The sequence below is a fragment of the Streptomyces sp. NPDC091376 genome (assembly GCF_044757085.1).
In the GTDB taxonomy this organism is placed as follows: Bacteria; Actinomycetota; Actinomycetes; order Streptomycetales; family Streptomycetaceae; genus Streptomyces; species Streptomyces pratisoli.
The window spans coordinates 73,955-98,334 of sequence record NZ_JBIVUF010000006.1 but is presented as its reverse complement, the minus strand read 5'-3'; the positions used below and the strand labels follow the sequence as shown (position 1 = coordinate 98,334).

Here is a 24,380-nt window from a genome sequence, read left to right as displayed (position 1 = left end):
GCGACCCGCCCAAGAACATCACGGACACCGGGCGTCCTCCCGGCGGGCAGGAAGAAGACCCGACACCCTGCCCGGCGGCATCAGGCGCTCCACCGGCTACGACAAGACCGGCACCATCACGGATGTCGCGTACGCACACGGCACATCTAGGATCGGCGACCTCGCACACACACGTGACGTCCGCGGCTCTCCAGGCCGGCATGACCGGAAGCCTCGCCGGCATCGCCATCCCCGGCGCCGAAACCGGCGCCGCCTTCGGCAAGGACAACCGCCTCATCACCCTCAACAGCCGCACCTTCACGCCAAGCATCTGTATGACCGGCCCACGCTGAGGCCGACGGACGCCGGATCCAACTCCGTGGCTAGTGCCCAGGGTGCCATCCTCGGCCTGCTGTTCGGCAAGATGGCGAACGTGACGGTCTCCCACATCGGAGTGAAGTGGGGTTTGCAGAAGTACCGGCTCCAAGGAGGCATGCGAAAGCGGGACACGGCATACACGCCCGACCGAAGGTGGGCTCGACACTTGGAGTCGAGGGCTGTGGCATCTCCACAATCAAGCCGGACTGGTGTGATCTGTGATGCTGCCTTTCGCTCCACTGGATCAAGGGGGGAGATGTGAGGTCGGGGTCGGAGGGTCTGCGTCGGCTGCGTGGCGATGAATTCGCCGTTGGGGCGTCGGCGATGGTTGCTTCGTTCGTCATGGGGTTGTTCCTTGCTGCCAGCCAGCCCGCCGGAGAGCTGCTGCCGCTGTGGCAGCGATCGCTCCTGGGACTAGCAATGAACCTGGGCATCGGATACCCGAGTCAGCTGCTGGTTCGGGCCGGTGTGGTCCTGGAAGAGGACAGGATGCTGCTGCGGAACAAATGGGAGGACGTTTCCGTCCCATACGAGATCATCCAGCGGCTGACAACCTCAGACGGCTTGAGAGTGGAGCTGAAGGACGGCCGGATTCTCAAGAGCGCTGCTGTTCCCACGTACCTCGGAGGGAGGCTGACCGGCTATCAGTCAGCGAAGAGAGTTCGTCGAGCTGTTCAGCCCTACCTGACACCGTCCGATCCAGCTCCGGACGGACTCGATATTCACCGTAGAGTCCAACTCTCGTCGGAGTTCGCCATCGCGGTACTCACAGTCCACGGGCTGTGGTTTCTCCTGCTGTTGGCTGTGGAGCCGTGATGGCGATGCGCAGACGAACAGACTGCTCTCCTCCGCATCGGCAGCCCTTGTGCTCGGAGGTGGAGGATGCGCCGCACTGCGTGAAGGCACGGGTGCGAAGGTGCCTGCGGCTGCAAGAAATTCCGGTGCAGCTGGTCGAGATGCTTCCGCCCGAGCAGGTGGCCCTGATCGGTCTTGACCGTGTCGGAATGAGGCGGGAGAACGCTCCGGCCGCCATGGATGGAGGATTCAGGTTTCGAGTTCCCGGCGGAGCCGCAGTCTTCGAAGACGGCGACAACGCTCGGGGCCGGATGGTCAGAAGGTCTACCGTGGCTCGGAGTGGCCTGCCGACATTCTGGCGAGGAGGTCTCCACTGGCCAGGTGTCCGAACTCGTACAGGACCCGGCCAGTTGGAGGTACGAGGAAGAGCCGACCACTCTCATCGTGGTAGTGGTGGGAGATCGTGATATCGCGGAGCTGGAAGAGATGCCCGGCCGGGCGACGTGATCTTCGGCTACTACAGGTTCTCCAAGAAGTGGAATCACACCGGTGTCGTCACCGCTGCCAAGGGAGGCAACATCAGCATCGCGCAACACGGCCGCACGTCCCACACCACTCTCAACCAGTGGTTCAAGGGTGACAAACACCTCAGTGCCATCAGCATCATCCGTCCGGGGAAGCGCAGTTGAGTCGCGCACGCACGTCGGTCTGGCTCTCCGGAGCACTTGTGCTGCTGCTCGGCGGCTGTGATGTCTTCTCCACGGACAAGACGCCCGGGCGCTTCAAGGACGGCACAGCCGAGCTCGAACTGACCGTCACCGGCCGTCCCACCCCAGGCAGCCTCGCCACCGCTGAGCATGTCCTGGCCCGCCTCAAGGCCCGTGACGCCGACGGCCTGGCCGAGCTCGCCGGGGACGGCGGCGGCACGAAGGACGACGCCGAGCGCTGGATCGCCCGCTGGGGCGATGCCGCCCAGCGACCGGCCACGGCGGACTTCCACCTGGGCGAGCACGAGGCCTCCGTCGACGTCCGCTTCACCGGGGAGCGCACCATGCTGTCGCTGCAGCTGACACCGAAGCACGAGGACACCCCCTACGACGACACGTTCACGCCCGTTCTGCGCAAGGACAGCTGAAGTAGCGGTCACCGGCTCCCGTGACCAGCGGTGATCGCGGGAGCCGAGCCGCCGCCTGCTGCCGTCGCAGCAGCTACGTCGTTTGCGCACACGCACAGCCGGGTCGTCCCCGGGACGGGGCGTTCTACGGTCCGGTGCTCACTGAGCGTCGCCACGGACGACGACGACCGGGCATGGGGCGTTCTGAGTACAGTGCTGGGCCACCGATCCCAACAGCATCCCCGCGAAGCCCCCGAGACCTCGGCTGCCGACCACAAGCAAGGACGCGCCGTGTGCCGCGTCTGGGAGCACACTGGCCGGGGTGCCGTAACGCACCTCGGCGCGTACCTCCACCGACGGCTGTGATGCGACGGCTTCTGAGATGGTTTCCGTGAGATCGCCGCGTGCCCGGGCCTCCAGGGCAGCTTCGTCGCCGCTCGTCGGGGGCAGCCAGCCGAGCGAGCCGTCGAACTGCGGAAAGTCCCAAGCGGTCACTGCCTCCACCACACCACCAGTGGCCTCCGACTGGCGCACGGCCCAGCGAAGGGCTTGTTTCGATGAGTCCGAACCGTCCACCCTGACCACGATGCGGTGCGGCCCGTGTCCTCGCGCTGGTCGGCCATGGATACTCCTCGACTCGACGGTGACGGCCGCCCGCGGGGAGACGGACGCCGCCACAAGCTTGACCTCCAGCTTCGTGCCGACCTGTTCGTTGTACACACGTGGGAAGGCGGCAGCGCCGCCCGTCCCGAGCATTTTGGATCTTGCGCTTCTTCAGCCTCTGTACGAGGGCGAGGGCCCTGCCGTGTCCGTCCATCTCGACACGACACGTTCGACGCACGATGCCGACAAGCAGATCGAGCTGAGCCGGCGCGCGGCGCTCCGAATCAGTGGCGGATCAGGGCGCGGACCAGCGACGCCGGCCGTGCTGGGGCAGGGGATCGGAGGCGTCGCCGAGGTGCCGGGACCTCAGGGGGGAGACCTTGGGCGCATCAGCTGGGCAACTTCTTGGAGCAGCAGGCGGCCGACAATGTGAGGGAAGCCGCGGTCGACGTGGAAGCCGCGGTGGTGCTGGTCGCCGGGGACCCCGGAGCCGCGTCACGCGAAGACGACGGCGGACGCTGCCGGCACGGCGAGTGACCCGGATCGGCGTGGCACCCCACTCTCGTCGAGGTCGAACCAGGTGACGTCGCCCGAGCGCTCGTTGGCGGCGTACAAGTGGGCGCCCGCCGGGTGCAGGGCGAGGTCGCGCGGCCAGCGGCCTCCGCACGGTACCGACGTGACGACTCGCATCACCTCACCGGTTTCGTCCAGGGAGAGGACCGCGATGGTGTCGGTGCCGCGTACGGCCGCCCACAGATGCCGGCTGTCCTGGGAGACGACGGGGGCGGAGGGCTGCACAGGAACGCCGACGCCGTCCGGGAAGAGGGGACGTTCCTCGATCGGCTGCAGCACTCCGGTCGCCGGGTTCCAGCGGCACACCGTGACAGTGGGGCGGAGCTCACCGAGCACGTATGCGTGGTCTCCGCGCGGGTGGAAGGCGAGGTGGCGCGGGCCTGTGCCCGGTGGAAGGTCCATGACGTGGTGGAGGGTGAGCTGCCCTGTGTGCGGGTCCAGGCAGCAGACCCGTACCGAGTCGGTGCCGAGATCGACGCTCAGCACCCAGTCCCCTGAAGGATCCTGGAGCACTTGGTGGGCGTGCGGGGCCAACTGGCGTTCCGGGTGCGGCCCGGATCCCTCGTGGGGCAGCACGCTGCTCGGGGCAAGTGGGGTGCCGTCGGCGGCCAGCGGCAGCAGGGTGACGCTGCCTGATCCGTAGTCCGCCGTCATCAGGTGGTCTTCATGGACGGTGAGGTGCGTGGGCTCGGCCGCGCCCGTCGGGACGGGCTCGCCGAGCAGCCGGGGTACTGGCCCCGAGACGTCGAAGCCGGCGACCGCGCCTTGGGCCGTTTCGGACACGCAGTAAAGAACCGGGCCCCTATCCCTGTGCCCGACAGCCAGATAAGACGGGTCTGGCACGGTCTCGATGATGCCTGCGGCGGTCAGGGCTCCGGTGTGCGGATCCACCGTGGCGTGGACGATCCCCGGTCCCCCTTTTGAGGTAAAGGAACCGATGAAAGCCTTCAGGGCACCTGTGCCGTTCATGGGTCACCACCCTATTGGAACGGTCAGGCGGACGAGTCGGTTCGTCGTTTCCCCGGGTGCGCCGGTTTCCGATTCTCCGCTTGCAGCCGGGGTGGGCCTCGAGGAGGCTGGAACGGTTGCCGCGCCGTGAGCGGACAGCGGTGGCACGTTCCGGTCCACCGGTGGCTCCGCGACTTCCCCCGATCGGGAAGAGCCGACAGAAGGAAGAAACCGTGCGGGCATTTGTCATGAAGGACATCGGCAAAGTGGCGTTCATGGAGAAGCCGATTCCCGACGTCGGCTCCCGCGACGCCTTGGTGCGGACGACAAAGGCCCTGATCTGCACCTCCGACTCCCACACCGTGCAGGGAGGCATCGGGCCGCGGGAAGACCTCACACTGGGGCACGAGGCGGTCGGCGTCGTGGAGTCCGTAGGCAGCGACGTCAAGGACTTCCGGCCGGGCGACCGTGTGCTCGTCGGTGCCATTACTCCGGACTGGGGTGATCTGGCCTCCCAGAACGGCTATCCGTCCCAGTCGGGTGGACCGCTTGGTGGATTCAAGTTCGCGAACCTGAAGGACGGCGTATTCGCCGAGTTCTTCCACGTCGGTGATGCCGACGCCAACCTCGCGAAAATCCCCGACGGAATCTCTGACGAAGCGGCCGTGTACTGCGCTGACATGCTTTCCACGGGATTCATGGGCGCCGAGCACGGCAACATCCCTATGGGCGGAACTGTGGCCGTTCTCGCCCAGGGTCCTGTGGGACTGATGGCGACGGCAGGGGCCAGACTCCTGGGCGCGGGACTCGTCATCGGCGTCGAGTCCGTGCCGAGCAGGCAGGAACTCGCGCGCTTCTACGGAGCGGACGAGATTGTCGACTTCACCCGTGAGGATGTGACGGAGCGCGTTCTCGAACTGACCGATGGGCAGGGTGTGGACACGGCGATCGAGGCGCTGGGCGCGGACGTCACGTTCAAGACCGGTGTCGAGATCACGAAGCCGGGTGGGACGGTCTCCAACGTCGGCTACTTCGGGTCCGGTGACTACGTCAGCATTCCCCGCGTCGCCTGGGGCGTGGGCATGGCCGACAAGACGATCTGCTCCGGTCTCTGCCCCGGAGGACGGCTCCGGATGGAGCGGCTGCTGCGCGTTCTGGAGAGGCACCGTCTCGATCCCACTCCCATGACGACACACACGTACTCCTTCGATGAGATGGAGCGCGCCTTCGAAGTGTCGGACAAGAAGCTGGAGAACGTCGTCAAGGTGCTCGTGAGCTTTTAGGCAGGCGAGGTAGCGCGGCCCCGGCCCGCCACCTACACACGGGAAGTCCAGGACTCGGTCAGGAGCGAACGGTATGCACGATTCCGACCCGCCGTTCCGGCCGGTTCGTCGGCCGGACGGTTACCTGCCGCTCGAGGATCTCGGGCTGATCGGGGACGGCACGACCGCGGCGCTCGTCGGCCTCGACGGCACCATCCCGTGGATGTGCCTGCCCCGATTCGACTCCGAACCCGTGTTCTGCGCCCTGCTGGACCGCACCAGGGGCGGCCACTTCACCGTGACACCGGAGGGCCTGCGCGAAGCGCGGCAGCGGTACGAGCCCGACACCGGCGTGCTGCAAACGGAGTTGCGCAGCGACACGGGCCTGGTGAGCGTCACGGACGCGCTGGTCCTGCGCTCCGGAGCCGATCTGTCCGACGACGCGCCGTCCAGCCGTGGGGAACTCGTCCGTTCCGTACTGGTCCTGGACGGAGAGGTACGCCTCAAGGTGGAGGTGGAGCCGCGCGGCGGCGCGCAGACACGCCAGCTGTACAGCGGACTGGAGGTGGGGCCCGCCCTCAGGACCGGTCTGCGCCTTCACCTGCGCTCCAACCGTCCGCTGAGCGGCCTGCGGACCGTACACGAACTGCGGAGGGGAGACCGTCTCGACCTCGTACTGTCCTGGGGACGCTTCCACCGTCACCACCGCTTCGATCCCGACGCCATGCTGCGCCAGACGGCAGACGCCTGGCGGCGATGGATGCGGTCCTGCGACTACGCCGGTCCGCAGGAGCCGCTCGTCCGGCGTGCCGCGGTCACCTTGAAGATGTGCGATGACTGGGCCAACGGCTCGCTCGCCGCCGCCCCCACGTCATCCCTGCCCGCGCCCATCGGAGGAATCCGGAACTGGGATTACCGCTACACCTGGATCCGGGACGCCGCCTTCGCGGTCTTCGCGCTGCGCCGCATCGGCTTCCACGGCGAGGCCGATGCCTTCCTCGGCTGGGTCCTCGACGCCTTCGAGCGCAGCCGCCGTCCACGCATCATGTACACCCTCGACGGTGACCTCGTGCCGGACGAGGTCGAGGACGCGGAGCTGGAGGGCTACCGTGGCTCCTCGCCCGTCCGCTGGGGCAACGGCGCAGCCGACCAGCGCCAGCACGACGTGTACGGCGAGATCCTGGACTGCGCCGACCAGTGGCTGCGTAGGGGCGGCGAGATCCAGCCCGCCATGTGGGCCAGTCTCGCCGGGCTCGCCGACGCGGCCGGCCAGGTCTGGCGCCAGCCGGACCAGGGCCTCTGGGAGATCCGCAGTGAGGGCCGCCCGTTCACCTATTCCGCCGGTCTGTGCCAGGTGGCCCTGGACCGGGCGGCGCAGATCGCGCAGCGCTTCGGACTGCCCGGCGACATCGGCCGCTGGCGTGACGCGGCGGACCGGTTGCGCGACCTCATCCTGGAGCAGTCCTGGGACGAGGACGCGCAGACGCTCAGCGTGTACCTCGACGGCGGCGGCGTCGTCGACGCGAGCCTGCTGAACCTCCCGCTGCGCCACGTCGTACCGGCCGACCATCCACGGATGGTGGCGACCACCCGGGCCGTCGCCGAACGCCTCTCGGCCGGCAACGGTCTGCTGTACCGCTATCTGCACGACGAACACCCCGACGGCCTCGTGGGCGACGAGGGAGCGTTCGTCCTGTGCAGCTTCTGGATGGTGGACAACCTGATCGGTCAGGGCCGGCTCGACGAGGCCGAGGAACTGTACGCGACGCTGTGCTCGCGAGCGAGCCCCCTGGGGCTGCTGTCGGAGCAGATCGACCCGACCACGGGAGCATTCATGGGCAACTTCCCCCAGGCGTTCAGCCACATCGGGATCATCGCCAGCGGAGTCAACCTGGAACGGGCAAGGGGCGGTTCACGATGACCATCCGACGACTCGTCGTCTTCGGCGGGACGGGCGATCTCACGGGCCGCTACCTCCTGCCGGCGCTGGCCGCCCTGCACGCGGCGGGACACATCGACGACCGGTTCAGCCTGACCGGTGCCAGCCGGGAGGACTGGGACGGCGAGCGGTACCGGGAGTGGGCCGGAACTCAGCTCGAACGCCACGGCGGCGGCTTCCCGGCCGACGCCCGCCGAGCCGTCACGGCGTCCGCCAACTACCGCAGGGCCGATGTCATGGACCCCGTGGACGTGAGCGCGGCCGTCGCCGGTGAGGACCCCGTAGCCGTCTACCTCGCCCTTCCCCCGGCGCTCTTCCCGGCGACGGTGACCGCGCTGCACGAGGCGCGGCTGCCCCGGGGCAGCCGCATCGTCCTGGAGAAGCCCTTCGGCGAGGACCTGGCCGGCGCGAAGGAACTGAACCGGCTGCTCGCCGATCTTGTACCCGAGCGCGCCGTCTTCCGGGTCGACCACTTCCTGGCCATGACGACCGTTCAGAACGTCCTCGGCAGCAGGCTCGCCAACCGGGTGCTCGAACCGATCTGGAACAGCACGCACATCGCCGAGATCGAGATCGTCTGGGACGAGACCCTCGCCCTTGAAGGGAGGGCCGGCTACTACGACCACGTGGGCGCGCTGAAGGACATGGTGCAGAACCACCTGCTGCAACTGCTGTGCCTGGTCGCCATGGAGCCGCCGCTCACCCTCGGCGAGCGGGACCTGCGCGACCGGAAGGTCGACGTGCTGCGATCGGTGCAGCCGCTGTCCGACTACGACGTCACACACCGCACGCGCCGCGCCCGCTACTCGTCCGGCCGGGTCGGCGGACAGGAGGTGCCCGCCTATGTCGACGAAGACGGTGTCGACGCGCGGCGACGGACCGAGACCTACGCCGAGATCGTGCTGGAACTGAACAGCTGGCGCTGGGCAGGCACCCGGTTCCGCCTGCGGAGCGGCAAGGCCCTCGGCACGGACCGCAAGGAGGTCGCCGTCCGCTTCCGTTCGGTTCCCCACCTGCCCTTCGGGCAGGACAAGGACGTCCGGCCCAACGTGCTGCGTTTCGGACTGGAGCCCGAGAGCCTGAGCATGGACCTGACAGCGATTGGTTCGCGTGCCGAGACCCTCACCCCGATCTCCCTGACCGCCGAGATGGATGCCCCCGATCTGCCGGCCTACGGCCGTCTGCTGCTGGACGTCCTCAACGGCGACCCCGCACTGTCCATCCGCAGCGACGAGGCCGAGGAAGCCTGGCGCGTGGTCGAGCCGGTCCTGTCCGCCTGGGAGAGGGGCCTGGTACCCCTGGAGGAGTATCCGGCCGGCTCGGACGGGCCGCCCGCGCACCACACCTCCCCCGGGCGGCGGGACGACCTGCTGCACGAGAACGCGGTCAAGCCGGCCGACGCCTGAGGACGAAGGCACGACAGCCGTGCCACACCCCGGTCCGCCCACGCCGCTCCTGGAGGAGAGCCGATGACCCCTCGTGCCGAGAGCCGCCCTCCGTGTGTCGTCGTCATCGGCGTGTCCGGGGCAGGGAAGTCGACGGTCGCCCGGCAACTGTCCGAGCGTCTGGGCGTGCCCTTCGCCGAGGCGGACGACTTCCACTCGCCCGACAACATCCGGAAAATGGCATCAGGAGTACCGCTGGACGATCAGGACCGCCAGACATGGCTCGAGTCCGTCGGACGCTGGCTGGGCGACCGCGAGGCCACCGGCAGCGGAGGAGTGGCGGCCTGCTCCGCCCTGCGGCGACAGTACCGGGACACCCTGAGGTCGGCCTGCCCCACCGTGCTCTTCCTCCAACTAACGGCCGACCGCGAGGTGCTCGCGGACCGGCTCGGCGGGCGCAGTGGTCACTTCATGCCCGAAACCCTGCTCGACTCCCAGCTCGCGACGCTCGAGCCCCTCGAACCGGACGAGAGGGGAGCCTTCCTGGATGCCGTACCGGCTCCCGAGGAGATTGTCCGGGCGGCCATGGAACTGCTCACCGGACGGTGACCACGGGGCATGGCGGCCGGAACGGTGACGAGCCTTCACCAGCAACGCCCAGCCACCGCTTTTGACCCCGGTCAGCGCGAACTCCTGGAGCAGATCGACGTCACACCGCTGCCCGCGGAACCGGAGCCCTCAGAGGCCCCCGGGCGGCCTCTTGCCCCTTTGAGCGGAGCAATGGAAGCCCTGGGGCACGGCAAGACCCGCCGAGCGAAGCTCTCCGCAGACGAACTCGCCGGACTCGGGCTGGAGTGGGCCGCGAAAACGGCAATGCGGCAGAGCCGCGAGGCAGGCCATCGGTGCCGTGTCGGCGCAATCGCCTCCGTACCCGTGGTCCGGACTGTGCTCGGGCCGTGCAGCACCGGACCTGAGCCGGTCACCGGTCTGCCGGACCTGGATGGCAGCTCCGCCCCGTCGGGGTGAAGCTAGGAGTCGAAGCGAGCGCTGGAGGCGCGATGGGCAACCTGGTCGTGGTGGGAGTGGACGGCTCATCGGCAAGTCTTGCCGCAGCGGAGGAGGCCGCCCGGGAAGCCCAGCGGCGTCGTGCGGAACTCCGGGTCGTGCACGCGTTCGACTGGCCGGTCAGACCCCTCTACGCGCCACTGGATCCCGCGCCGTTGCAGCGGATGGTGAAGGAGGCGGCACAGCGCGCCAAGAGCGTGGCGCCTCAGGTGGAGGTCTCCGAGGCGGTGAGGAACGGCGAGACGGTGGCAGTCCTGGAGGCCGAGTCGCGAGCCGCCGATCTGATCGTCGTCGGGCATCGGGGAATGGGGGGCTTCATCGGGATGCTGGTGGGATCGAAGGCCGTTTCCCTGGCAGCCCACAGCCAGTGTCCGGTACTGGTGGTACGTGGAGAGGAACCGGATCCTGCCAGGCCGATCGTGCTGGCGGTCGACGGCTCGTCCGTCGGTGAGAAGGCCGTCGATTTCGCCTTCGCCGAGGCGGCACTGCGTGGCGCCGAACTCGTCGGCATTCACGCGTGGATGCCTGACTACGCACCGGTAGGCGCGGGCACGGAGAGCGCTGAACGCCTGCTGGCCCAGGCCCTCGCCGGCCGCGCGGAGAGATATCCGGACGTCACGGTCAGACACGACGTGGTGAGCGGCGAAACGCGCGAGGTGCTGATCGAGTCGAGCAAGACCGCGCAGCTGATGGTCGTCGGCGCCAGAGGACGGGGCGGTATCCGCGGGATGCTCCTGGGTTCGGTGAGCCAGGCGCTGCTGCACCATGGGCACAGCCCAGTCGCCGTAGTACGCGGCAGAGCCTGACCCTGCGTGCGGTGCGTCTCCTTCGGCCGCGCCCTCGCGGACGTGACGTGTGCCGGCGACGGGAGCGCGCTCCGGAGCACCCTCGAGCGGTCTGGCCGTATGAGCGGATCCGCCCGGAGGAGCGGCAGGACCCCAATGCCCCTCGGCTGAACCGGTCAGGCACGAGATCCGCGGCCAGATGGTCGGCAAGCTCAACGGCTCGGAGCTGCCTCACGGACGGGATGTCTGTCGGTGCGTCGACCGCCTGGACGTCCTCGTCGCAGCGCGGACCACCGGCCAGGTCGAAAGAGAGGCCTTCCAGCGCCTGGTTCCGACGCCCGGCGCCACACGCCCTGACGTCAGGCTGCGAGGACGTACGAAGTGTCCTCCGCGTGGCGGCGGGGGACGATGGAACAGGCCGGAGCCGGAGGCCGGCACGGGTCCCGGTTCGGGCGGGCGATACCCGATCACAGCCGGAGGGAGCCTGGGGCATGGGTGCGACCGAACCCTGCCGGGATGAACCCGGTAGGGCGGGTGTGGTTGCGTCGAGGCCGGGGGGCCTGCTGGATGTGCTGAATGTTGCCGCCGTCCTGCTTGACGCCGAGGGCAGGATCGATCTCTGGAGCCCCCAGGCCGAGGACCTGTTCGGCTACAGCGCCGAGGAAGCTCTGGGCCAGTACGCGGCCGAGTTGCTGATCGACAAGGAGCACCTGAGCACAGTGCTGGAACTGTTCGCCCAGGTCATGGAGAGCGGTGAGAGCTGGGCCGGGGTCTTTCCCGTTTGCCACAAGGACGGCAGCACGCGCCTGGTGGAGTTCCGCAACATGCGGCTGCAGGACGACCAGCGTGACTACTGGGCGCTCGGGCTGGCCGCTGACCAGGCGACGCTGCGGCAGGTTGAGCGGAATCTCTCCCTGTCAGGCCAGCTGGTGGCCCAGTCGCCGATCGGGCTGGCCATGCTGGACACCGAACTGCGGTACATCTCCGTCAACCCCGCGGAGGAACGGATGAACGGCGTGCCGGCCGCCGAGCACATCGGCCGCAGCGTCCCTGAGGTGCTGCCGTTCCTCGACGAGTCCTTCGAAGCAGCCATGCGCGAGGTCCTTGCCACCGGCGTCCCGCTGCTCGACCAGTACATCGTCGGCCGTACGGCGGCCGACCCGGACCATGATCACGCCTGGTCGATCTCGTTCTACCGGCTCGAAGCATCCAACGGGAAGGTGCTCGGGGTGGCGACCTCCAGCGTCGACGTCACCGACCGGCACCGCGCCGTGGAGGAACAGCGCCACACCGCCCTCACTCTCCAGCGCAGCCTGCTGCCCCACCCACCTCCGCGACGACCTGGCCTGGACGTCGCTTTCCGCTACCGCCCCGCTCAGGCCTCCATCGAGATCGGCGGGGACTGGTTCGACGTCATCCCGCTGGCCGGCGACAAGACCGCCCTGGTCGTCGGCGACGTCATGGGCAGCGGCGTCACAGCCGCAGCCGCCATGGGACAGCTGCGTACCGCCACGAGAACCCTGGCCGATCTCGATCTGGACCCTGCCCAGGTCCTGCACCACCTCGACCACATCACGGACGGTCTCGACACCATCGCGACCTGTGTCTATGCCGTCTTCGATCCCCGCCTGACGCAGTGCAAGATCGCTCTGGCCGGACACCTCCCGCCCGTCCTCCTGCGCCCGGACGGCTCCCGCGAGCTCCTCGGCCTGCCCACCGGCGCGCCCCTGGGAGGCTGCGGCATTTCCTTCGACTCCACCTCCCTCGACTTTGTGTCGGGGGACCAGCTCATCCTCTACACCGACGGCCTCGTCGAGACCCGCGACCAGCCGATCGACGTACGTCTGGACGCCCTCCTCGACATCCTCGACGACCCCGACCGCTCGTTGGACGCCACCTGCGACCTGCTCCTGCAGGAACTGCGTGATGCGGATGACCGTGACGACGTAGCTCTGCTCATTGCCCGGGCAGGCTGCGGGCCTTCAGACGACGAACTCGCAGAGCACAGGAACCCTTGACGGCGTCGTGATCCAGGCGCTCCGCCCTTACCGGCAGCTCCGGCAGCTCCGGCAGGCCGACCAGTGTGGTCATCACCTCGCCGGCGTCGCAGGGCAGCGCCATCAGGAGTGGACCGAGGCGAGGGCGCATCCGGGGCCTTGCCTGTCATGGTCCTGCCGTTACGGCTTGGTGGGAGTGGTCAGTTCGAACCAGGTGGTCTTACCTGTGCCGGTGTGGAAGCTGCCCCATGCCTGGCTCAGCAGGTCGAGGAGTTCGGCGCCGCGGCCGCCTTCCGCCTCCATGCATGCGATGCGGCGTACGGGAGCCGCGTCGTTGGTGTCCTCCACTTCGCAGCGAAGGCGGTCCTCGCTCACTCTGAGGTTGAGCCGCACAGGTCCGTGCGCGTGCCGTAGGGCGTTGGTGACGAGTTCGCTGACCAGGAGTTCCGCGGTGTCGGTGAGATCGGTCAGGTCCCACTCCTGGAGGAGTCCGGTGACCAGTCGGCGGGCCCGGCCCGCCGAGGTCAGTTCCCGTGCCAGGGGCCAGGACATCTCCCGGGCGGTCGCCCGGGCAGCGGGGGCGTCGAGAGGGCGCAGAGGCTCCAGGCTGCGTGCCCACAGACCCAGGTGCCGTGCGAGCCACGATGTCGAGGCGTCTTTCGAAGCCCACTCGTTGTGCCGCTCACCGTGTGGCGTGGCGGCCGGCTCTTTCGGTGTGCGATGCGGACGGGGGCGGGACCAGGGAAGGCGTCCAGCGTGAGGCAGCTTGGTGAAGCCGATGGCTGGGCCAACCATGATCATCAGTCCCTTTCTGTGCCGGTCGCTCGCAGCGAAGTGGGCATCTGGTGGACCGGGCGGACTGCCTGGACCGCATTCACGTAGCAGGTGCTACATGTATAGAATACATGTAATGCGCGTTACGGTAAAGAATGTGCCATAAGCTCCCGAATCGACGTGTGAGGTGGTGCTCACTCGTCCACGCTCCGGGAGGTGTCCATGCCACGTGCGGCCGACCCGGCCAAACGCCGGGACCTGCTGAACCAGGTCCGCGAGTATGTGCTCCGCAACGGCCTGGCCGACCTGTCCCTGCGCCGGCTGGCGCGCGAGCTGGGAACCAGCGACCGCATGCTCCTGTACTACTTCGGCAGCAAAGAACGCCTGGTCTCGCAAGCCGTCGCCTTTGACGAGCGACGTCCGCTGCTGAGGTTCGCGGAAGTGCTGGAAACAGTCGGCACGCCACAGGACGCCCCGAGCCTGCGACGCTTCGTCGAAGAAATCTGGAAGCAGTTCAGCACCCCGGACCGCCGTGCCGGCCTGCCGCTCTACTTCGAGTTGATGAGCGCCAGCGTGCTCCACCCCGACCGGTACGGGCCCTTGATGCGTGACGTGATCAACGAGTGGACGGACCTGGTCACCGGCCTCTTCGCCGGTCTGGGTATGCCCGAGTCCCGGGCACGCAACGAGGCCACCCTGCTCGTGGATGCCTTCTTCGGCCTGCTCTACGCACCTCTGGCGGACGGCGACTGGGGCCGAGCCGAGACGGCTTTCCCCCTTCTCCTCGACCGCCTCGAACCCGGCTGGGCACAGTGAGCGTGCGCACTCGTCCCCCAGAGGACGGTGCGGCGAGCGCCGCGTAGGTACGGACTCGATCCTTCTGGGTCTGCAGGAGATCGTTGGGTGGGGGTCCGCGATCAGTTCTCAGCCTCCGCCCACCGCGCCCCGGGACCGTCGCTCTGGCCGGGGGCGCGCACGCGTCGTGGACCGCTGCAGCCGCCAAGAGGAAGCCTGCCCGGTCCAGAGCTGGAGATCCGCGCCCTACGAGCCTGGGCGGGGCGCGCAACGAGGGCGCCGCGGGATGTTCTCGGCAGGTTGTCGGAGAGCCGCAGGGGGCGAGATCGAGGGCCGTGGTTCGGGCAACGAGTTTCAGAGCCGCCTGGTCTGACCGTGTGCGACATGCTGCTTCCGGCGTAATGGGCGGGCTGGTCCGTTCAGCGGGTTCAGGCTTGCGCTGTTTGTGTTCACGGTCGTCTCAGGAGACCGAAAGGGAGATCTGTCATGTCCGATACGTCCAGCGGAACCGTGCGTGACCGCTTCCGGGAATTCCTGGCCGCGAACGGCACGTCCGTGGTGTTCGGCAATCCCGGGTCCACCGAGCTGCCGTTCTTCGCCGACTGGCCGGAGGACCTGCGGTGGGTGATGGCGCTTCAGGAGGCTTCGGCGGTGGCGATGGCCGACGGCTACGCCCAGGCCACGGGCCGTCCGGCGCTGGTGACGCTGCACTCGGCCGCCGGCACGGGCAACGGCATGTGCGGGATCTACTCCGCCTGCCGCAACCACAGTCCGGTGGTGGTCCTGGCCGGCCAGCAGGTGCGGGCGATGCTGCCGACCGACCCGTACCTGTTCGCCGAGCGCCCGACCGACTTCCCCGCCCCGTACGCGAAATGGGCGATCGAGCCCGCCCGGGCCGAGGACGTCCCCGCCGCGCTCGCCCGCGCGTGGCGGCTGGCGGCCCAGCGGCCCGCCGGGCCGGCCTTCGTGTCCGTGCCGATGGACGACTGGGAGCGGCATGCCGAGCCGGTGCCGCCGATCGCGCTGTCCGACCGGTTCGCGGCCGAAGCTGACGCGCTGTCCGCGGTCGCCGCCAAGCTGGCGGTCGCCGCCCGCCCCGTCCTGGTCGTCGGCCCCGAGACGGAACGGGACGGCGCGACGGGGCTCGCCGTCGAGCTGGCCGAACGGACCGGCGCCGCCGTATGGTCCGGCCCGCACATCAACCGCAGCGGCTTCCCCGAGGACCACCCCTCCTTCCGGGGCCAGCTGCGGCCGTCCCGCGCGCTGATCCGCACCGACCTCGCCGACGCCGACCTGGTGGTAGTGCTCGGCGCGCCGGCGTTCCTCTACCACGTGTACAGCCCCGGGACACCGGTCCCCGCCGGCACCGAGGTCGTCGTGCTCAGCGAGGACCCCGCACTCCTGGCCCGCGCCGAGTGCACGACAGGCGTGCGCACGTGCCTGCGGGAGGGCCTCGCCGGCTTGCTCGCGGCCCTGCCCGAGGCGGCACGCAACCGTCCCGCGCCGAGCCCCCGGCCCGCACCCGCCTCCCGCGGCGGGGCGGCGCCGATGAGCGGCGAGTCGGCGCTGGGCGTGCTCGGGACGGTCCTCCCGGCGGACACCCTGATCATCGAGGAGCTGCCGACGTTCCGGGAGATCCGGTGGCAGCACCTCCCGGTTCGCCGTCCGGGCGGCTACTTCAGCGCCGCCAGCGGAGGCCTCGGCTGGGGCCTGCCCGCCTCGGTGGGCGTGGCGCTGGCCGACCCGGCGCGCACGGTCGTGTGCCTGATCGGCGACGGATCCTTTCAGTACTCGGTCCAGGCCCTGTGGACCGCCGCCCGGCTCGGACTGCGGCTGGTCGTCGTGGTCTTCAACAACGGCGCATACGCCGCGATGCGGGACCTGTCCCTGACCCTGGGGGCGCAGCGACCGCCTTCCTACGAGTTGCCCGGGATCGACATCGTCCACTTGGCCCAGGGCTACTCCTGCGCGGGCGTCCGGGCCGCCGACACCGACCAGTTGGCCGACGCCGTGCGCACCGCCCTGGCCGGCAACGGCTGCACCGTCATCGACGCGCACATCGCGGACGAGGAGAAACGGCTCTACGGCTGAGTCCGGCCGCACAGCCACCACACCGCCGCCCAGCTCAGGCCGCCTGTGAAGCGGGGCCTGTGTGCACGCCGAGCCATGCGCCGGCCACCTGCAACGCTCCGACCGCGCTGAGCGGTGAGAGTCGCAGGAACGGATGAACGGGTGTGACTTCGCGTTGTAGTTGGCCAGTATGGCCAACAACGCGCTCACCGCACATCCCGCCCCGGATTGGGGGCGGCGAGCTTTCAGTCCGAGGTGGGTGCGACGCGGCTCAGCACTGCGCGGAACGTTCCCGGCCCGCCGTTACGCTCGCCTCCCACAGTCCCGAGACCTCGCCGGACGCCGATTGAAGCTGAAGCCTCTCCTCGTCCATGCGAAAAGCAGTGCCTCCTGCGTTCTGATCCAGCATCCCCATCGCGGTGAGAGACGCATGACCACAGGACACCGCGTCGTCCGCGCTCCCGGAGACGTTGGCCAGCAAGGCATGCCGCAGGACAAGAGCGGCAAAGAAGGCGTACGTGCCTGCGACATCGGATATCCCCTCTTCGCTCGGCCGAAGCTCGGGGAACTGCTCCAGCACACGAACGCGCTCGGCGGCATCGGAGAGCGGGCGGTCGGTGAACCAGAGGTCGCGTACGGCACCCACGTAAAGATCAAGGTCGGCTTCGCGGCCTACCGCGCCGGCTCGCAACCCCACGAACAGCGGCGCCATCCGCTCGGCGCAGGCTGCCACGTACAGGCGAACCGCCTCGCCTCCCGCGCAGCGCAGTGTCTCCGCAACGGACTCCTCTACCAGCTTTTCCACAGCGCCCCTCCCTCTTACACCGCCCCTTCGAACGACATACTGGCAGCTCACAAGGCACCCCAACGCCTGCGGACATGCCATGCCGTCAGGCGCCTGAGCAGTTGCGGCAGTTCAGTCTGTCGCTTCCCTGACGTCTTTTCCCTGTTCGGCGAACGCCTTGAAGTCCTGCATGTGCTGTTGCGACTGCTTGCGGAAGGCGCCGGGCATCAGAAGTCCCACCAGCTTCATCAGGAAGCCGCTGAACCGGTATTCGTTCTCGCTTTCCCAGAGCGTCGTTTCCGGGCCGGCTTCGGTCAGCCGGTCGCGCACGGCGCTCCACATGCCCTCGCCGACGATCTCGCGGTCGAAGTGAACGATGCTCGTTTTCGGGATCTCGCGCAGGTCTGCCGGATCCCGGCGTGTGATGGTCTCGGTGCACTCGATCCTCTGCTTGCCCATCTGCATCACGACCCGCGACGTGGTGCCGAGCTGCCCGTGCTTCCCACTCAGCGGCTCGTGCAGCACCAGGCCGCGCAGCCATTTCGGCAGGTGTGCCGGGTCGGCGAGCAGCTGGACCACCTTCTCCCGCGGCAGAGCGATCTCGATGGAGACGGTGTATTTCATGGGGCGCATCATTCTTTCCTTCTCAGGGCTGTCCCGTAGATCATCTACGGGTGATGGGCGGTCTGACAGGAGCCCTGGTGGTCTGGACCTGCGGGCGGCGCGGCGTGGGCAACACCTACCATGCCTTCCTGTCGCGACCGTGCACGGGACGAAGAATGGCCGATCAGTTTGCTGAGCTGCTCTGCACGGCCCCTGGCAGCTGCGATGGCGGCAGGCTGACAGGCGTCCCGGGAACCCTGCACACCACGCTTTCCATCTGGAAGGACCGCTACGACCGGTCGGCCTTCGGCTGCATGGTCAATACGGACTACACTGGTCTCGGTGACCAGATGGATGGCTTCGGCGAGGTGGGCATCCGGATCGACCATTCGGGATGTGCTGGCCGGGGCAGGCGCCACGTGCCGGTCCTGAGCTTTCTATGACGTGGATGACATCGATGATGATGGTGATGGCTGCGCTGCGGCGGATGGTTTCGGAGTGGAAGCTCTGCCCGCTCGGCAGCGGGTCGTCGTCACGCTTCGCCAGACCATCGCCCGCTACGGCCGCGTTGATCTCTTGTGCATCGACGAGCTCGGCTGCATGGCACTCGACCGCCGCGGCGCCGAACTCCTCTTCCAGGTTCTGACCGAACGCGAGGAAAGGAACGGGCGACGCTGTCGGCGCAACGTACTCACCAGCCACGCTTGCTCATCGGCAGCCTCCAGCCCGACCCGATCCGCGACGCGCAACTCACCGCACGCCAGGCCGACACGGCGGTGCCGCGCAGGCCGCGCAGGCCGCGGTGTCCGAGGCGTCCGAGGCGTCCTCGTCGTGGGCGGGAACTGTTCCTGTTCAGTGAGCAGGAGTGTGTCGTTGTCTCGTAGTGCGGTACCTCGGCAGTCGCGTGAGCCTCACCGGACGCTTGCTTTCGCAACCCACGTCGATGATCCGGCGTCCAACTCCATGACGGACGGCTGTCGATCACCCGGGGAGAGCACGTGGCGAAGAAGGACCAGAGGACGGACGCGGCGAGGGAGAAGGACCGCGAGAAGTGGATGGCGCGTTTCCAGGTGCGGCTGGCCTTGCAGCCGGGCGTGGACCGGGCAGTCGTTCTCCAGGCGGTCGAGGATGTCACTGCCCACTGCGCGGACACGGGAGAGCACCCGCGGACTGCCTTCGGCGACCCGGACGCCTACGCCGTGCAGACCGCCGCGCGGCTGGTGCCGGCAGACCGGGCGGCGCGCGCGAGGCAGCGCAACGCCGTGGTGGACACGATCGACTCCGTGCTCAAGAAGGCCAGGGACGTCAGCGGTCTGTGACCGGCTTGATGCGTCCGTCCCGCGCCGCCGAACCCGGCGTTCCGATTGACCGCATGGTCGGGGCGGTGTGACGATGCGCCGATGTCGGACCTGCACGCCCGGATGGCCGCCCGGGTCGGTGACTTCACCGCCGCCGTGGTCACGCGCTGCGCGGCGGAGGCGCCGTTCTACGCGGCGCTGCCCCGCCGCACCCTCCAGGGCGAGGTGACCCGGTCCATCGCGGCGGTGCACGCGCTGTTACTCAAGGCACTGCGCGACGGCGGTGCCGGCGCTCCGATAGGTCCGGGCGACCTGACCCGGCTCATCGAGTGGTCGGCGCGTAGGGCCGAGGAGCGAGTGCCCCTCGAGGCGGTGACCGCCGCGTACCTGATCGGCGCCGAGGTGTGGTGGCAGACGCTGACCGAGGTCGCGGAGCCCGGTGAGCTGGCCGGAGCGGGCGCCAAGCTGCTCGCCTGCCTGCACGCCGCCCTGCCCGCTGTCGTCCTCGCCCACCAGAACGCCCAGGAAGACATCCACAGCGAGGACAAGCGGGTGCGGCGGGCTCTGCTCGGCGCCCTGCTGGCGGGACGGCCGTACGAGGAGCTGGCGAGCGTGGCGCGGGTGGCCGTGGTGGGTGAGCACGAGGTGGTTGCCTTCGCGTTCGAGTCCGACCCGCCGAGCAGGTTGGTGCAGTCCTCGCTCGACGCCTTCACCGGGATCCCCGTGCTGATGGACCACGTCGCTCGCATCGCCTTGTTGCCGGGCAGGCCCGACGTGCCGGGCCTGGTGGCCCGGCTGGAGAAGGACGTGGGGCAGCCCGTGCGCGCCGCCACCGCCTGTTCCTCCCTACCGGCGGCCATCTCCTCGGCGGCGCAGGAGGCCAGCCGCGTGCTGGATCTCGTCCGGCGCCTGGGACGCCCGCCCGGGTGCTACCGCCTCGACGACGTGCTGCTGGAGCACCAGCTCGCACGCCCCGGGGACGGCCTTGTGCGGCTGGCGGCCAAACTCGACCCCTTGGAGGAGCATCCTTACCTGCTTGAAACGCTGCGCGTGTTCGTGGAGCGGGGGCTGAACCGCAGCCAGACGGCGTTGGAGCTGTGCGTCCACCGCAACACCGTGGACTACCGGTTGCAGCGAGTGAGCGCGCTGACCGGACTCGACCTCGCGGTTCCCGCGCAGGCGCGGCTGATCCAGGCGGCGCTCGTCGCCAGGGACCTGGCCGGGTCCGCGGATCACCGTGGGGTCACCGGATGGCAGGGATCCACAGGAGCAGCGGAAAGCGGATGAACCACGGCCGGTGTCGGCGAGCGCTCGGCCTGCCATCTGTCAGAGCCAGGCGCCGAGTTCCTCGTGCCGGGGTGCGAGGACCGGGCCGGCACCGGGGTGGTCGAAGACCATGACGGGCCGGTCGGCGTTCCAGCTGGACCAGCCCGGCTGTCCGGTGGTGGCGAAGGCGACCCAGGCCCGGTGCATGGCGTCGGCCAGTGGCTGGGGCGCGCCGGGCCCGGTCAGGTCCTCGGCGGCGCGCAAGTTGTCGAAGACGAATCCGAGTTCCAGCGCATGGCACGCGCCGAGTTCCATCACGGGCGAGCGCCAGCAGAATTCGTAGACGAAGGTGCGGGCGGGGCGGGAGTCGGCGAGGCGGTTGAGCGGCCCCCGCAGCAGCAGGTCGTTGGCCATCTCTCCCAGGATCTCAGCGGGTTTGGCGTGCGGCCGGGTGGCCCGGTACAGGCGCGCTAGACGTTGCGGGACACGGAGCTTCAGCAGCGCCAGCCGCAGGGTGAGCCGGCTGATCCGGTCCACGGTTCCGCCGGGTACGAACCACAGTCGGTATTCCTCCCGGTTGTAGCCCAGCAGCAGGTCGGCCTCGGGAAGGGGCACGGCGGCGGGCACCACTTCGCCGTCGACCACGATGTGGAAGCCGGGTCCGCCGCCTATCGGGTCGGACCGGTCGACGACGGCGGCCTGCGCGTCCAGCAGCAGGTCGCGGTCCACCGCCGCGAATGCCTGGGAAGTGGCTGGGATCCGCAGTCTCCTCGCCATCGACCGTACGACCTTCGCACCCTCGCGGGGCGATACCGTGTGCGGCGGGCCGCTCTGCAGGATCGCCCGGCGGAACAGCCCGGCCGCACGAGGACTGGTCATGAGTGCGGCGACGCTGATCGCGCCGGCGGATTCCCCGCACACGGTGACGTTCGCCGGATCTCCGCCGAAGGCGGCGATGTTGTCGCGGACCCAGATCAGGGCTGCGATCTGGTCGAGGAGGCCCCGGTTGACGGGGGCGTCGGGGAAGACCCCGAACCCTTCCACGCCGAGACGGTAGTTGATGGAGACGAGGACCACCCCGTCGCGTGCGAAGGCGGCTCCGTCGTAGAGCGGCAGGCTCGCCGAGCCGTTGCACAGGGAACCTCCGTGGATCCAGACCATGACAGGCAGTCGGCTCTCGCCGATGGACGGGGACCAGACGTTGAGGTTGAGACAGTCGTCACCGTGGATGCTCGGGTCGGGTATCAGCCGGTCGAGGGGCGGGCGGTAGGGGCGCTTGGGGGCGGTCGGCCCGTACTGAAGAGCGTCTCGCACCCCTTCCCAGGGATCGGCCGGGGCGGGAGGGCGGAAGCGGTGGGCGCCGAAGGGCGGGGCGGCGTAGGGGATGCCGAGGAAGGCGGCGATCCCGTTGTGGAAACGGCCTCGGACCTTGCCTTGCCCGGTGGTCGCGATGAGGTCCATGGCGGTCCTTCCAGGTGTGGACGGCGGGCCGGCCGCCCTTGATCGCGGGAGCGTCCACGGGCGGGCGGCGCGGTGTGGATCGGGGCAGCCGCCAGTCACGGCGGAAGGGATCTCTCAGAACGGGTCACCGCTTTGCGAGGCCGTTGCGACGGACGTCGGACCAGGTGCCGCTGTCGGTGCAGATCCGGCAGTCGGCCCCGAAGAACTCGGCGCGCGCCGTCTGGTCCCCCATCAGGTGTGCCTTGAACCAGGCGGTGGTGGGCGCGGCGAACGGTCCGGGGTCGCCCACGACCGTGAGGTGATCGGCGCCGCGCAGTTCCCCGTAGATGGCCGGTATGTGGTCGGCGTCGTTGTAGAAGGCCTTGACCAGGAAGGGGAAGACGATGCTGTCCTTCTGCCCGGCCAGGAGGAGCGCGGGTACGTGCACGTCGTCGATGTCGGCGAGCGGCCCGGGCTGGATGGGCAGGACAGTGTCGATGCGCGGGTCCGTGCCGACGACGATGGCGGCGGCGCCGCCCTGCGAGTGACCCGACGCGCCGATGTGCTCCAAGTCGACACGGTCGTGGAAGGCGCTGCCGGTGTCGGCGTTGCGACGGGTGAGCAGGTCGATGCCGGCCCGCATCGAGATGCCGAGGTTGGACTGTGGGGTGTTGGCGGCGGCGACGATGAAGCCCTGGCCGGCCCAGTGAAGCAGCAGGTCGCGGTAGACGACCGGGAAGGCGAAGGTGCCGTTTCCCCACACGATCACGGGGTGGCGGCGGTCGCTGCTGGCGATGTCACGCGGGTAGTACAGGGTGGTCACCACTCCGACCTCCACCGCGGTGGCGTAGGGGCCGGGAGCATCGTAGTCGGCCGCGGCCGACTCGGCAGCGGCGGCGGAATCGGTGGACGCCGCTGCCGCTTCCGCACCGGCGGAAGCCGTCAGCAGGAACAGGAGCGAGGTCAGGGGGACGAGCAGTCTTCTCCAGAGCACAGCGCACTCCCGATGTCGTCACGGTGAACTGGATGTTGCATCCGGCTCACGTCTTGTCTGATGGCACATCCTGAAGCACGGTTCGGGACCCGTCTCTGCGCAATCGCGGCAAGCAGCGACGTCGGAGATTGTGCAACATGCCGAGAGGCCTGAGCCCGGTGAGGGCGCCATGCTCGGTCCGCCGCTACGACACCGTAAGTCAGGCGCCTCCCGCACCGGTTCAAGGATCGCGACGCACTCCACGTGGTGGGTCATCGCAAACACGTCAACCAGGTCGAGACTGGAGAAACTGCAGGTCAGATGCGGCTCTCCGTCTCCATCTGGCGGTCGCCAGGAGCACAGAGCGTCAAATGAGCGTCCCTGCGGCTAACAGAATGGGGTCCGGATCAGGTGAGCCCAAGGAAGGGCAGTGGGACGTTCTTGGAGATATGAGAGATGGGTCCCGAGACGCCGGTACAGCCATTGATACTGAGAACGATCACGCTCCAGTGTTCGGCTAGCCGCCAGCAGTTCTTGCGTTCGACGCCGGAGAGCAGCCCGAGCAGTACGCGCGGGCGGTGGCCCGGGGTTCCACCCGCGGGAACCGGCCCGCGATCCGGGCCATGCCCTGGTCCAACATCGCCCGCATCGGGCAGGGTCTACGTCATGGCCCGCGGCCACCGCCCGATCTTCGAGAGTCCACACAACCCCCGATGATCACCGGTGGCTGTGCCCGTTCCCAGCCCGCGCCACCGCAAGATCACGAAACCAGTGTGGACTACTTGGGGTCACCACCGACGAAAAGCCGCAGCAAATCTTCGGTGAGCAGTACGCCGTGCGGTACACGCTTGCCCTGGGAGTACGCCGCCGGCGTGCCAGGGGCGCCGGCTTCCTCATAAGCCTTCTGGGAAGCGGCAACAAAGTCCGCGTATCTCATCTCCTTGACCGCGGAGTCGAACGCGGGGCCGCGGAGGCCGTCGACGCGTGATGCCATCGCGAGCAGGAACGCGTCGGTATAGCCGTCGGTCTGCTCCTCCGGCTGGTTCCCGAAGAGCACGGCGTGGTACTCGGCGAACTTGTCCTGTTCCAGCGCGGCACGCAGGGCGTTAGCAGCCTTCTTCGAGCCGGTGCCGCCCAGTTGGTCGTCAAGGAAGGAGGCCAGGGTGTATTCGGCCCGCACCTCCTTCCCGAGTGTCATGTCCAGCAGAGCGGGACCCGCACCGGTCACCTCGAATTCCTGACAGACGGGACACCGCATGTCCTCGTACAGGTGAACGGGCATCCGGCTCGGATCCCCCACCACGATCGTGGTCCCGTCCGGCCCCAGGGACTCCGGCAGGTCCTTGATCGCGGCATAAGGGTGGCGGCGTTCCCGCTGCCCGGATTCCGTCTGGTCCCCGCAGGCTGTCGTGGACAGCCCCAGCAGCACGATCGCCACCAATACACGGCGGATTCGTCCGACTCTCATGAAGATTCCCTCCCTATAACGTGCGGGAGGACTCTAGGCGACGACCGTCCCGGCTCAAGCGCCACCATGCAACAGCCCGCCACAGC

The 24,380-nt window shown here is 68.8% G+C and carries 23 protein-coding genes and 1 pseudogene; 16 read left to right on the top strand and 8 right to left on the bottom strand.

Features of this window, described 5'->3' with window-relative positions:
- Positions 1 to 200 precede the first annotated feature (200 nt).
- From ACIQMR_RS14760 to ACIQMR_RS14740, 5 genes are all read left to right on the top strand, one after another.
- Positions 201 to 332 carry a hypothetical protein gene (locus tag ACIQMR_RS14760; protein ID WP_401386003.1) on the top strand — a complete coding sequence of 44 codons (132 nt, stop codon included), beginning with the start codon at positions 201 to 203 and terminating at the stop codon, positions 330 to 332.
- 349 nt (positions 333 to 681) lie between these two features.
- Positions 682 to 1,173, top strand: coding sequence for a hypothetical protein (locus ACIQMR_RS14755; protein WP_401386001.1), 492 nt, complete (start codon positions 682 to 684; stop codon positions 1,171 to 1,173).
- Positions 1,174 to 1,533: 360 nt separating this feature from the next.
- Complete coding sequence (locus tag ACIQMR_RS14750; protein WP_401385998.1) at positions 1,534 to 1,659, top strand: hypothetical protein; 126 nt, start codon at positions 1,534 to 1,536, stop codon at positions 1,657 to 1,659.
- Positions 1,656 to 1,841 carry a hypothetical protein gene (locus ACIQMR_RS14745; protein ID WP_401385995.1) on the top strand — a complete coding sequence of 62 codons (186 nt, stop codon included), beginning with the start codon at positions 1,656 to 1,658 and terminating at the stop codon, positions 1,839 to 1,841. The genes ACIQMR_RS14750 and ACIQMR_RS14745 overlap by 4 nt, the downstream gene beginning before the upstream one ends.
- Positions 1,838 to 2,287, top strand: a complete 450-nt coding sequence (locus tag ACIQMR_RS14740; RefSeq protein ID WP_401385992.1) for a hypothetical protein — start codon at positions 1,838 to 1,840, stop codon at positions 2,285 to 2,287. The genes ACIQMR_RS14745 and ACIQMR_RS14740 overlap by 4 nt, the downstream gene beginning before the upstream one ends.
- Before the next feature lie 138 nt (positions 2,288 to 2,425).
- On the opposite strand, the gene ACIQMR_RS14735 is transcribed toward ACIQMR_RS14740, so the two are convergent.
- Together ACIQMR_RS14735 and ACIQMR_RS14730 are read right to left on the bottom strand one after the other, a co-directional pair.
- A complete protein-coding gene (locus tag ACIQMR_RS14735; RefSeq protein WP_401385989.1) occupies positions 2,426 to 2,986 on the bottom strand; it encodes a universal stress protein in 561 nt (186 codons plus the stop codon).
- Between the two features lie 378 nt (positions 2,987 to 3,364).
- Complete coding sequence (locus ACIQMR_RS14730; RefSeq protein WP_401385986.1) at positions 3,365 to 4,411, bottom strand: lactonase family protein; 1,047 nt, start codon at positions 4,409 to 4,411, stop codon at positions 3,365 to 3,367.
- A gap of 212 nt (positions 4,412 to 4,623) precedes the next feature.
- Between ACIQMR_RS14730 and ACIQMR_RS14725 the strand changes: the two genes are divergently transcribed.
- The 6 genes from ACIQMR_RS14725 to ACIQMR_RS14700 all read left to right on the top strand — a co-directional run bounded on the left by ACIQMR_RS14725 (position 4,624) and on the right by ACIQMR_RS14700 (position 12,844).
- A complete protein-coding gene (locus ACIQMR_RS14725; protein ID WP_401385983.1) occupies positions 4,624 to 5,673 on the top strand; it encodes an NAD(P)-dependent alcohol dehydrogenase in 1,050 nt (349 codons plus the stop codon).
- A gap of 73 nt (positions 5,674 to 5,746) precedes the next feature.
- Positions 5,747 to 7,573: a glycoside hydrolase family 15 protein gene (locus ACIQMR_RS14720; protein ID WP_401385980.1), complete on the top strand. Its 1,827-nt coding sequence runs from the start codon at positions 5,747 to 5,749 to the stop codon at positions 7,571 to 7,573.
- Positions 7,570 to 8,997, top strand: coding sequence for a glucose-6-phosphate dehydrogenase (locus tag ACIQMR_RS14715; RefSeq protein ID WP_401385977.1), 1,428 nt, complete (start codon positions 7,570 to 7,572; stop codon positions 8,995 to 8,997). Before ACIQMR_RS14720 ends, ACIQMR_RS14715 begins: the two co-directional genes overlap by 4 nt.
- A gap of 63 nt (positions 8,998 to 9,060) precedes the next feature.
- Positions 9,061 to 9,585: a gluconokinase gene (locus ACIQMR_RS14710; protein WP_401385975.1), complete on the top strand. Its 525-nt coding sequence runs from the start codon at positions 9,061 to 9,063 to the stop codon at positions 9,583 to 9,585.
- A gap of 449 nt (positions 9,586 to 10,034) precedes the next feature.
- On the top strand, positions 10,035 to 10,847 hold the full coding sequence (locus tag ACIQMR_RS14705; protein ID WP_401385972.1) for a universal stress protein: 813 nt from the start codon (positions 10,035 to 10,037) through the stop codon (positions 10,845 to 10,847).
- 470 nt (positions 10,848 to 11,317) lie between these two features.
- A complete protein-coding gene (locus tag ACIQMR_RS14700) occupies positions 11,318 to 12,844 on the top strand; it encodes a SpoIIE family protein phosphatase (protein ID WP_401385969.1) in 1,527 nt (508 codons plus the stop codon).
- A gap of 159 nt (positions 12,845 to 13,003) precedes the next feature.
- Here the strand turns inward: ACIQMR_RS14700 and ACIQMR_RS14695 are convergent, their stop codons facing one another.
- Entirely contained in the window at positions 13,004 to 13,618 is a 615-nt protein-coding gene (locus ACIQMR_RS14695; protein WP_401385966.1) for an ATP-binding protein, read from the bottom strand.
- Positions 13,619 to 13,819: 201 nt separating this feature from the next.
- Between ACIQMR_RS14695 and ACIQMR_RS14690 the strand changes: the two genes are divergently transcribed.
- Positions 13,820 to 14,413 carry a TetR/AcrR family transcriptional regulator gene (locus ACIQMR_RS14690; RefSeq protein WP_401386875.1) on the top strand — a complete coding sequence of 198 codons (594 nt, stop codon included), beginning with the start codon at positions 13,820 to 13,822 and terminating at the stop codon, positions 14,411 to 14,413.
- Positions 14,414 to 14,878: 465 nt separating this feature from the next.
- Positions 14,879 to 16,483 carry a benzoylformate decarboxylase gene (gene mdlC, locus ACIQMR_RS14685; RefSeq protein WP_401385963.1) on the top strand — a complete coding sequence of 535 codons (1,605 nt, stop codon included), beginning with the start codon at positions 14,879 to 14,881 and terminating at the stop codon, positions 16,481 to 16,483.
- 250 nt (positions 16,484 to 16,733) lie between these two features.
- Here the strand turns inward: mdlC and ACIQMR_RS14680 are convergent, their stop codons facing one another.
- The gene (locus ACIQMR_RS14680; protein WP_401385960.1) at positions 16,734 to 17,267 is read right to left on the bottom strand and encodes a hypothetical protein; all 534 of its coding nucleotides are present in this window, start codon (positions 17,265 to 17,267) and stop codon (positions 16,734 to 16,736) included.
- A 111-nt stretch (positions 17,268 to 17,378) separates the two neighbouring features.
- The gene (locus ACIQMR_RS14675; protein WP_401385957.1) at positions 17,379 to 17,870 is read right to left on the bottom strand and encodes an SRPBCC family protein; all 492 of its coding nucleotides are present in this window, start codon (positions 17,868 to 17,870) and stop codon (positions 17,379 to 17,381) included.
- Between the two features lie 516 nt (positions 17,871 to 18,386).
- Between ACIQMR_RS14675 and ACIQMR_RS14670 the strand changes: the two are divergent.
- The 3 genes and pseudogenes from ACIQMR_RS14670 to ACIQMR_RS14660 form a co-directional block, all read left to right on the top strand.
- Positions 18,387 to 18,515: pseudogene (locus tag ACIQMR_RS14670) on the top strand (ATP-binding protein); the annotation flags it as partial.
- A 332-nt stretch (positions 18,516 to 18,847) separates the two neighbouring features.
- The gene (locus ACIQMR_RS14665) at positions 18,848 to 19,168 is read left to right on the top strand and encodes a hypothetical protein (RefSeq protein ID WP_401385955.1); all 321 of its coding nucleotides are present in this window, start codon (positions 18,848 to 18,850) and stop codon (positions 19,166 to 19,168) included.
- Between the two features lie 81 nt (positions 19,169 to 19,249).
- Positions 19,250 to 20,434, top strand: coding sequence for a PucR family transcriptional regulator (locus ACIQMR_RS14660; protein WP_401385952.1), 1,185 nt, complete (start codon positions 19,250 to 19,252; stop codon positions 20,432 to 20,434).
- A 39-nt stretch (positions 20,435 to 20,473) separates the two neighbouring features.
- On the opposite strand, the gene ACIQMR_RS14655 is transcribed toward ACIQMR_RS14660, so the two are convergent.
- From ACIQMR_RS14655 to ACIQMR_RS14645, 3 genes are all read right to left on the bottom strand, one after another.
- On the bottom strand, positions 20,474 to 21,874 hold the full coding sequence (locus ACIQMR_RS14655; RefSeq protein WP_401385949.1) for a carboxylesterase/lipase family protein: 1,401 nt from the start codon (positions 21,872 to 21,874) through the stop codon (positions 20,474 to 20,476).
- 124 nt (positions 21,875 to 21,998) lie between these two features.
- Positions 21,999 to 22,847, bottom strand: coding sequence for an alpha/beta hydrolase family protein (locus ACIQMR_RS14650; RefSeq protein ID WP_401385947.1), 849 nt, complete (start codon positions 22,845 to 22,847; stop codon positions 21,999 to 22,001).
- A gap of 757 nt (positions 22,848 to 23,604) precedes the next feature.
- Entirely contained in the window at positions 23,605 to 24,294 is a 690-nt protein-coding gene (locus tag ACIQMR_RS14645) for a DsbA family protein (RefSeq protein WP_401385944.1), read from the bottom strand.
- Positions 24,295 to 24,380 lie beyond the last annotated feature (86 nt).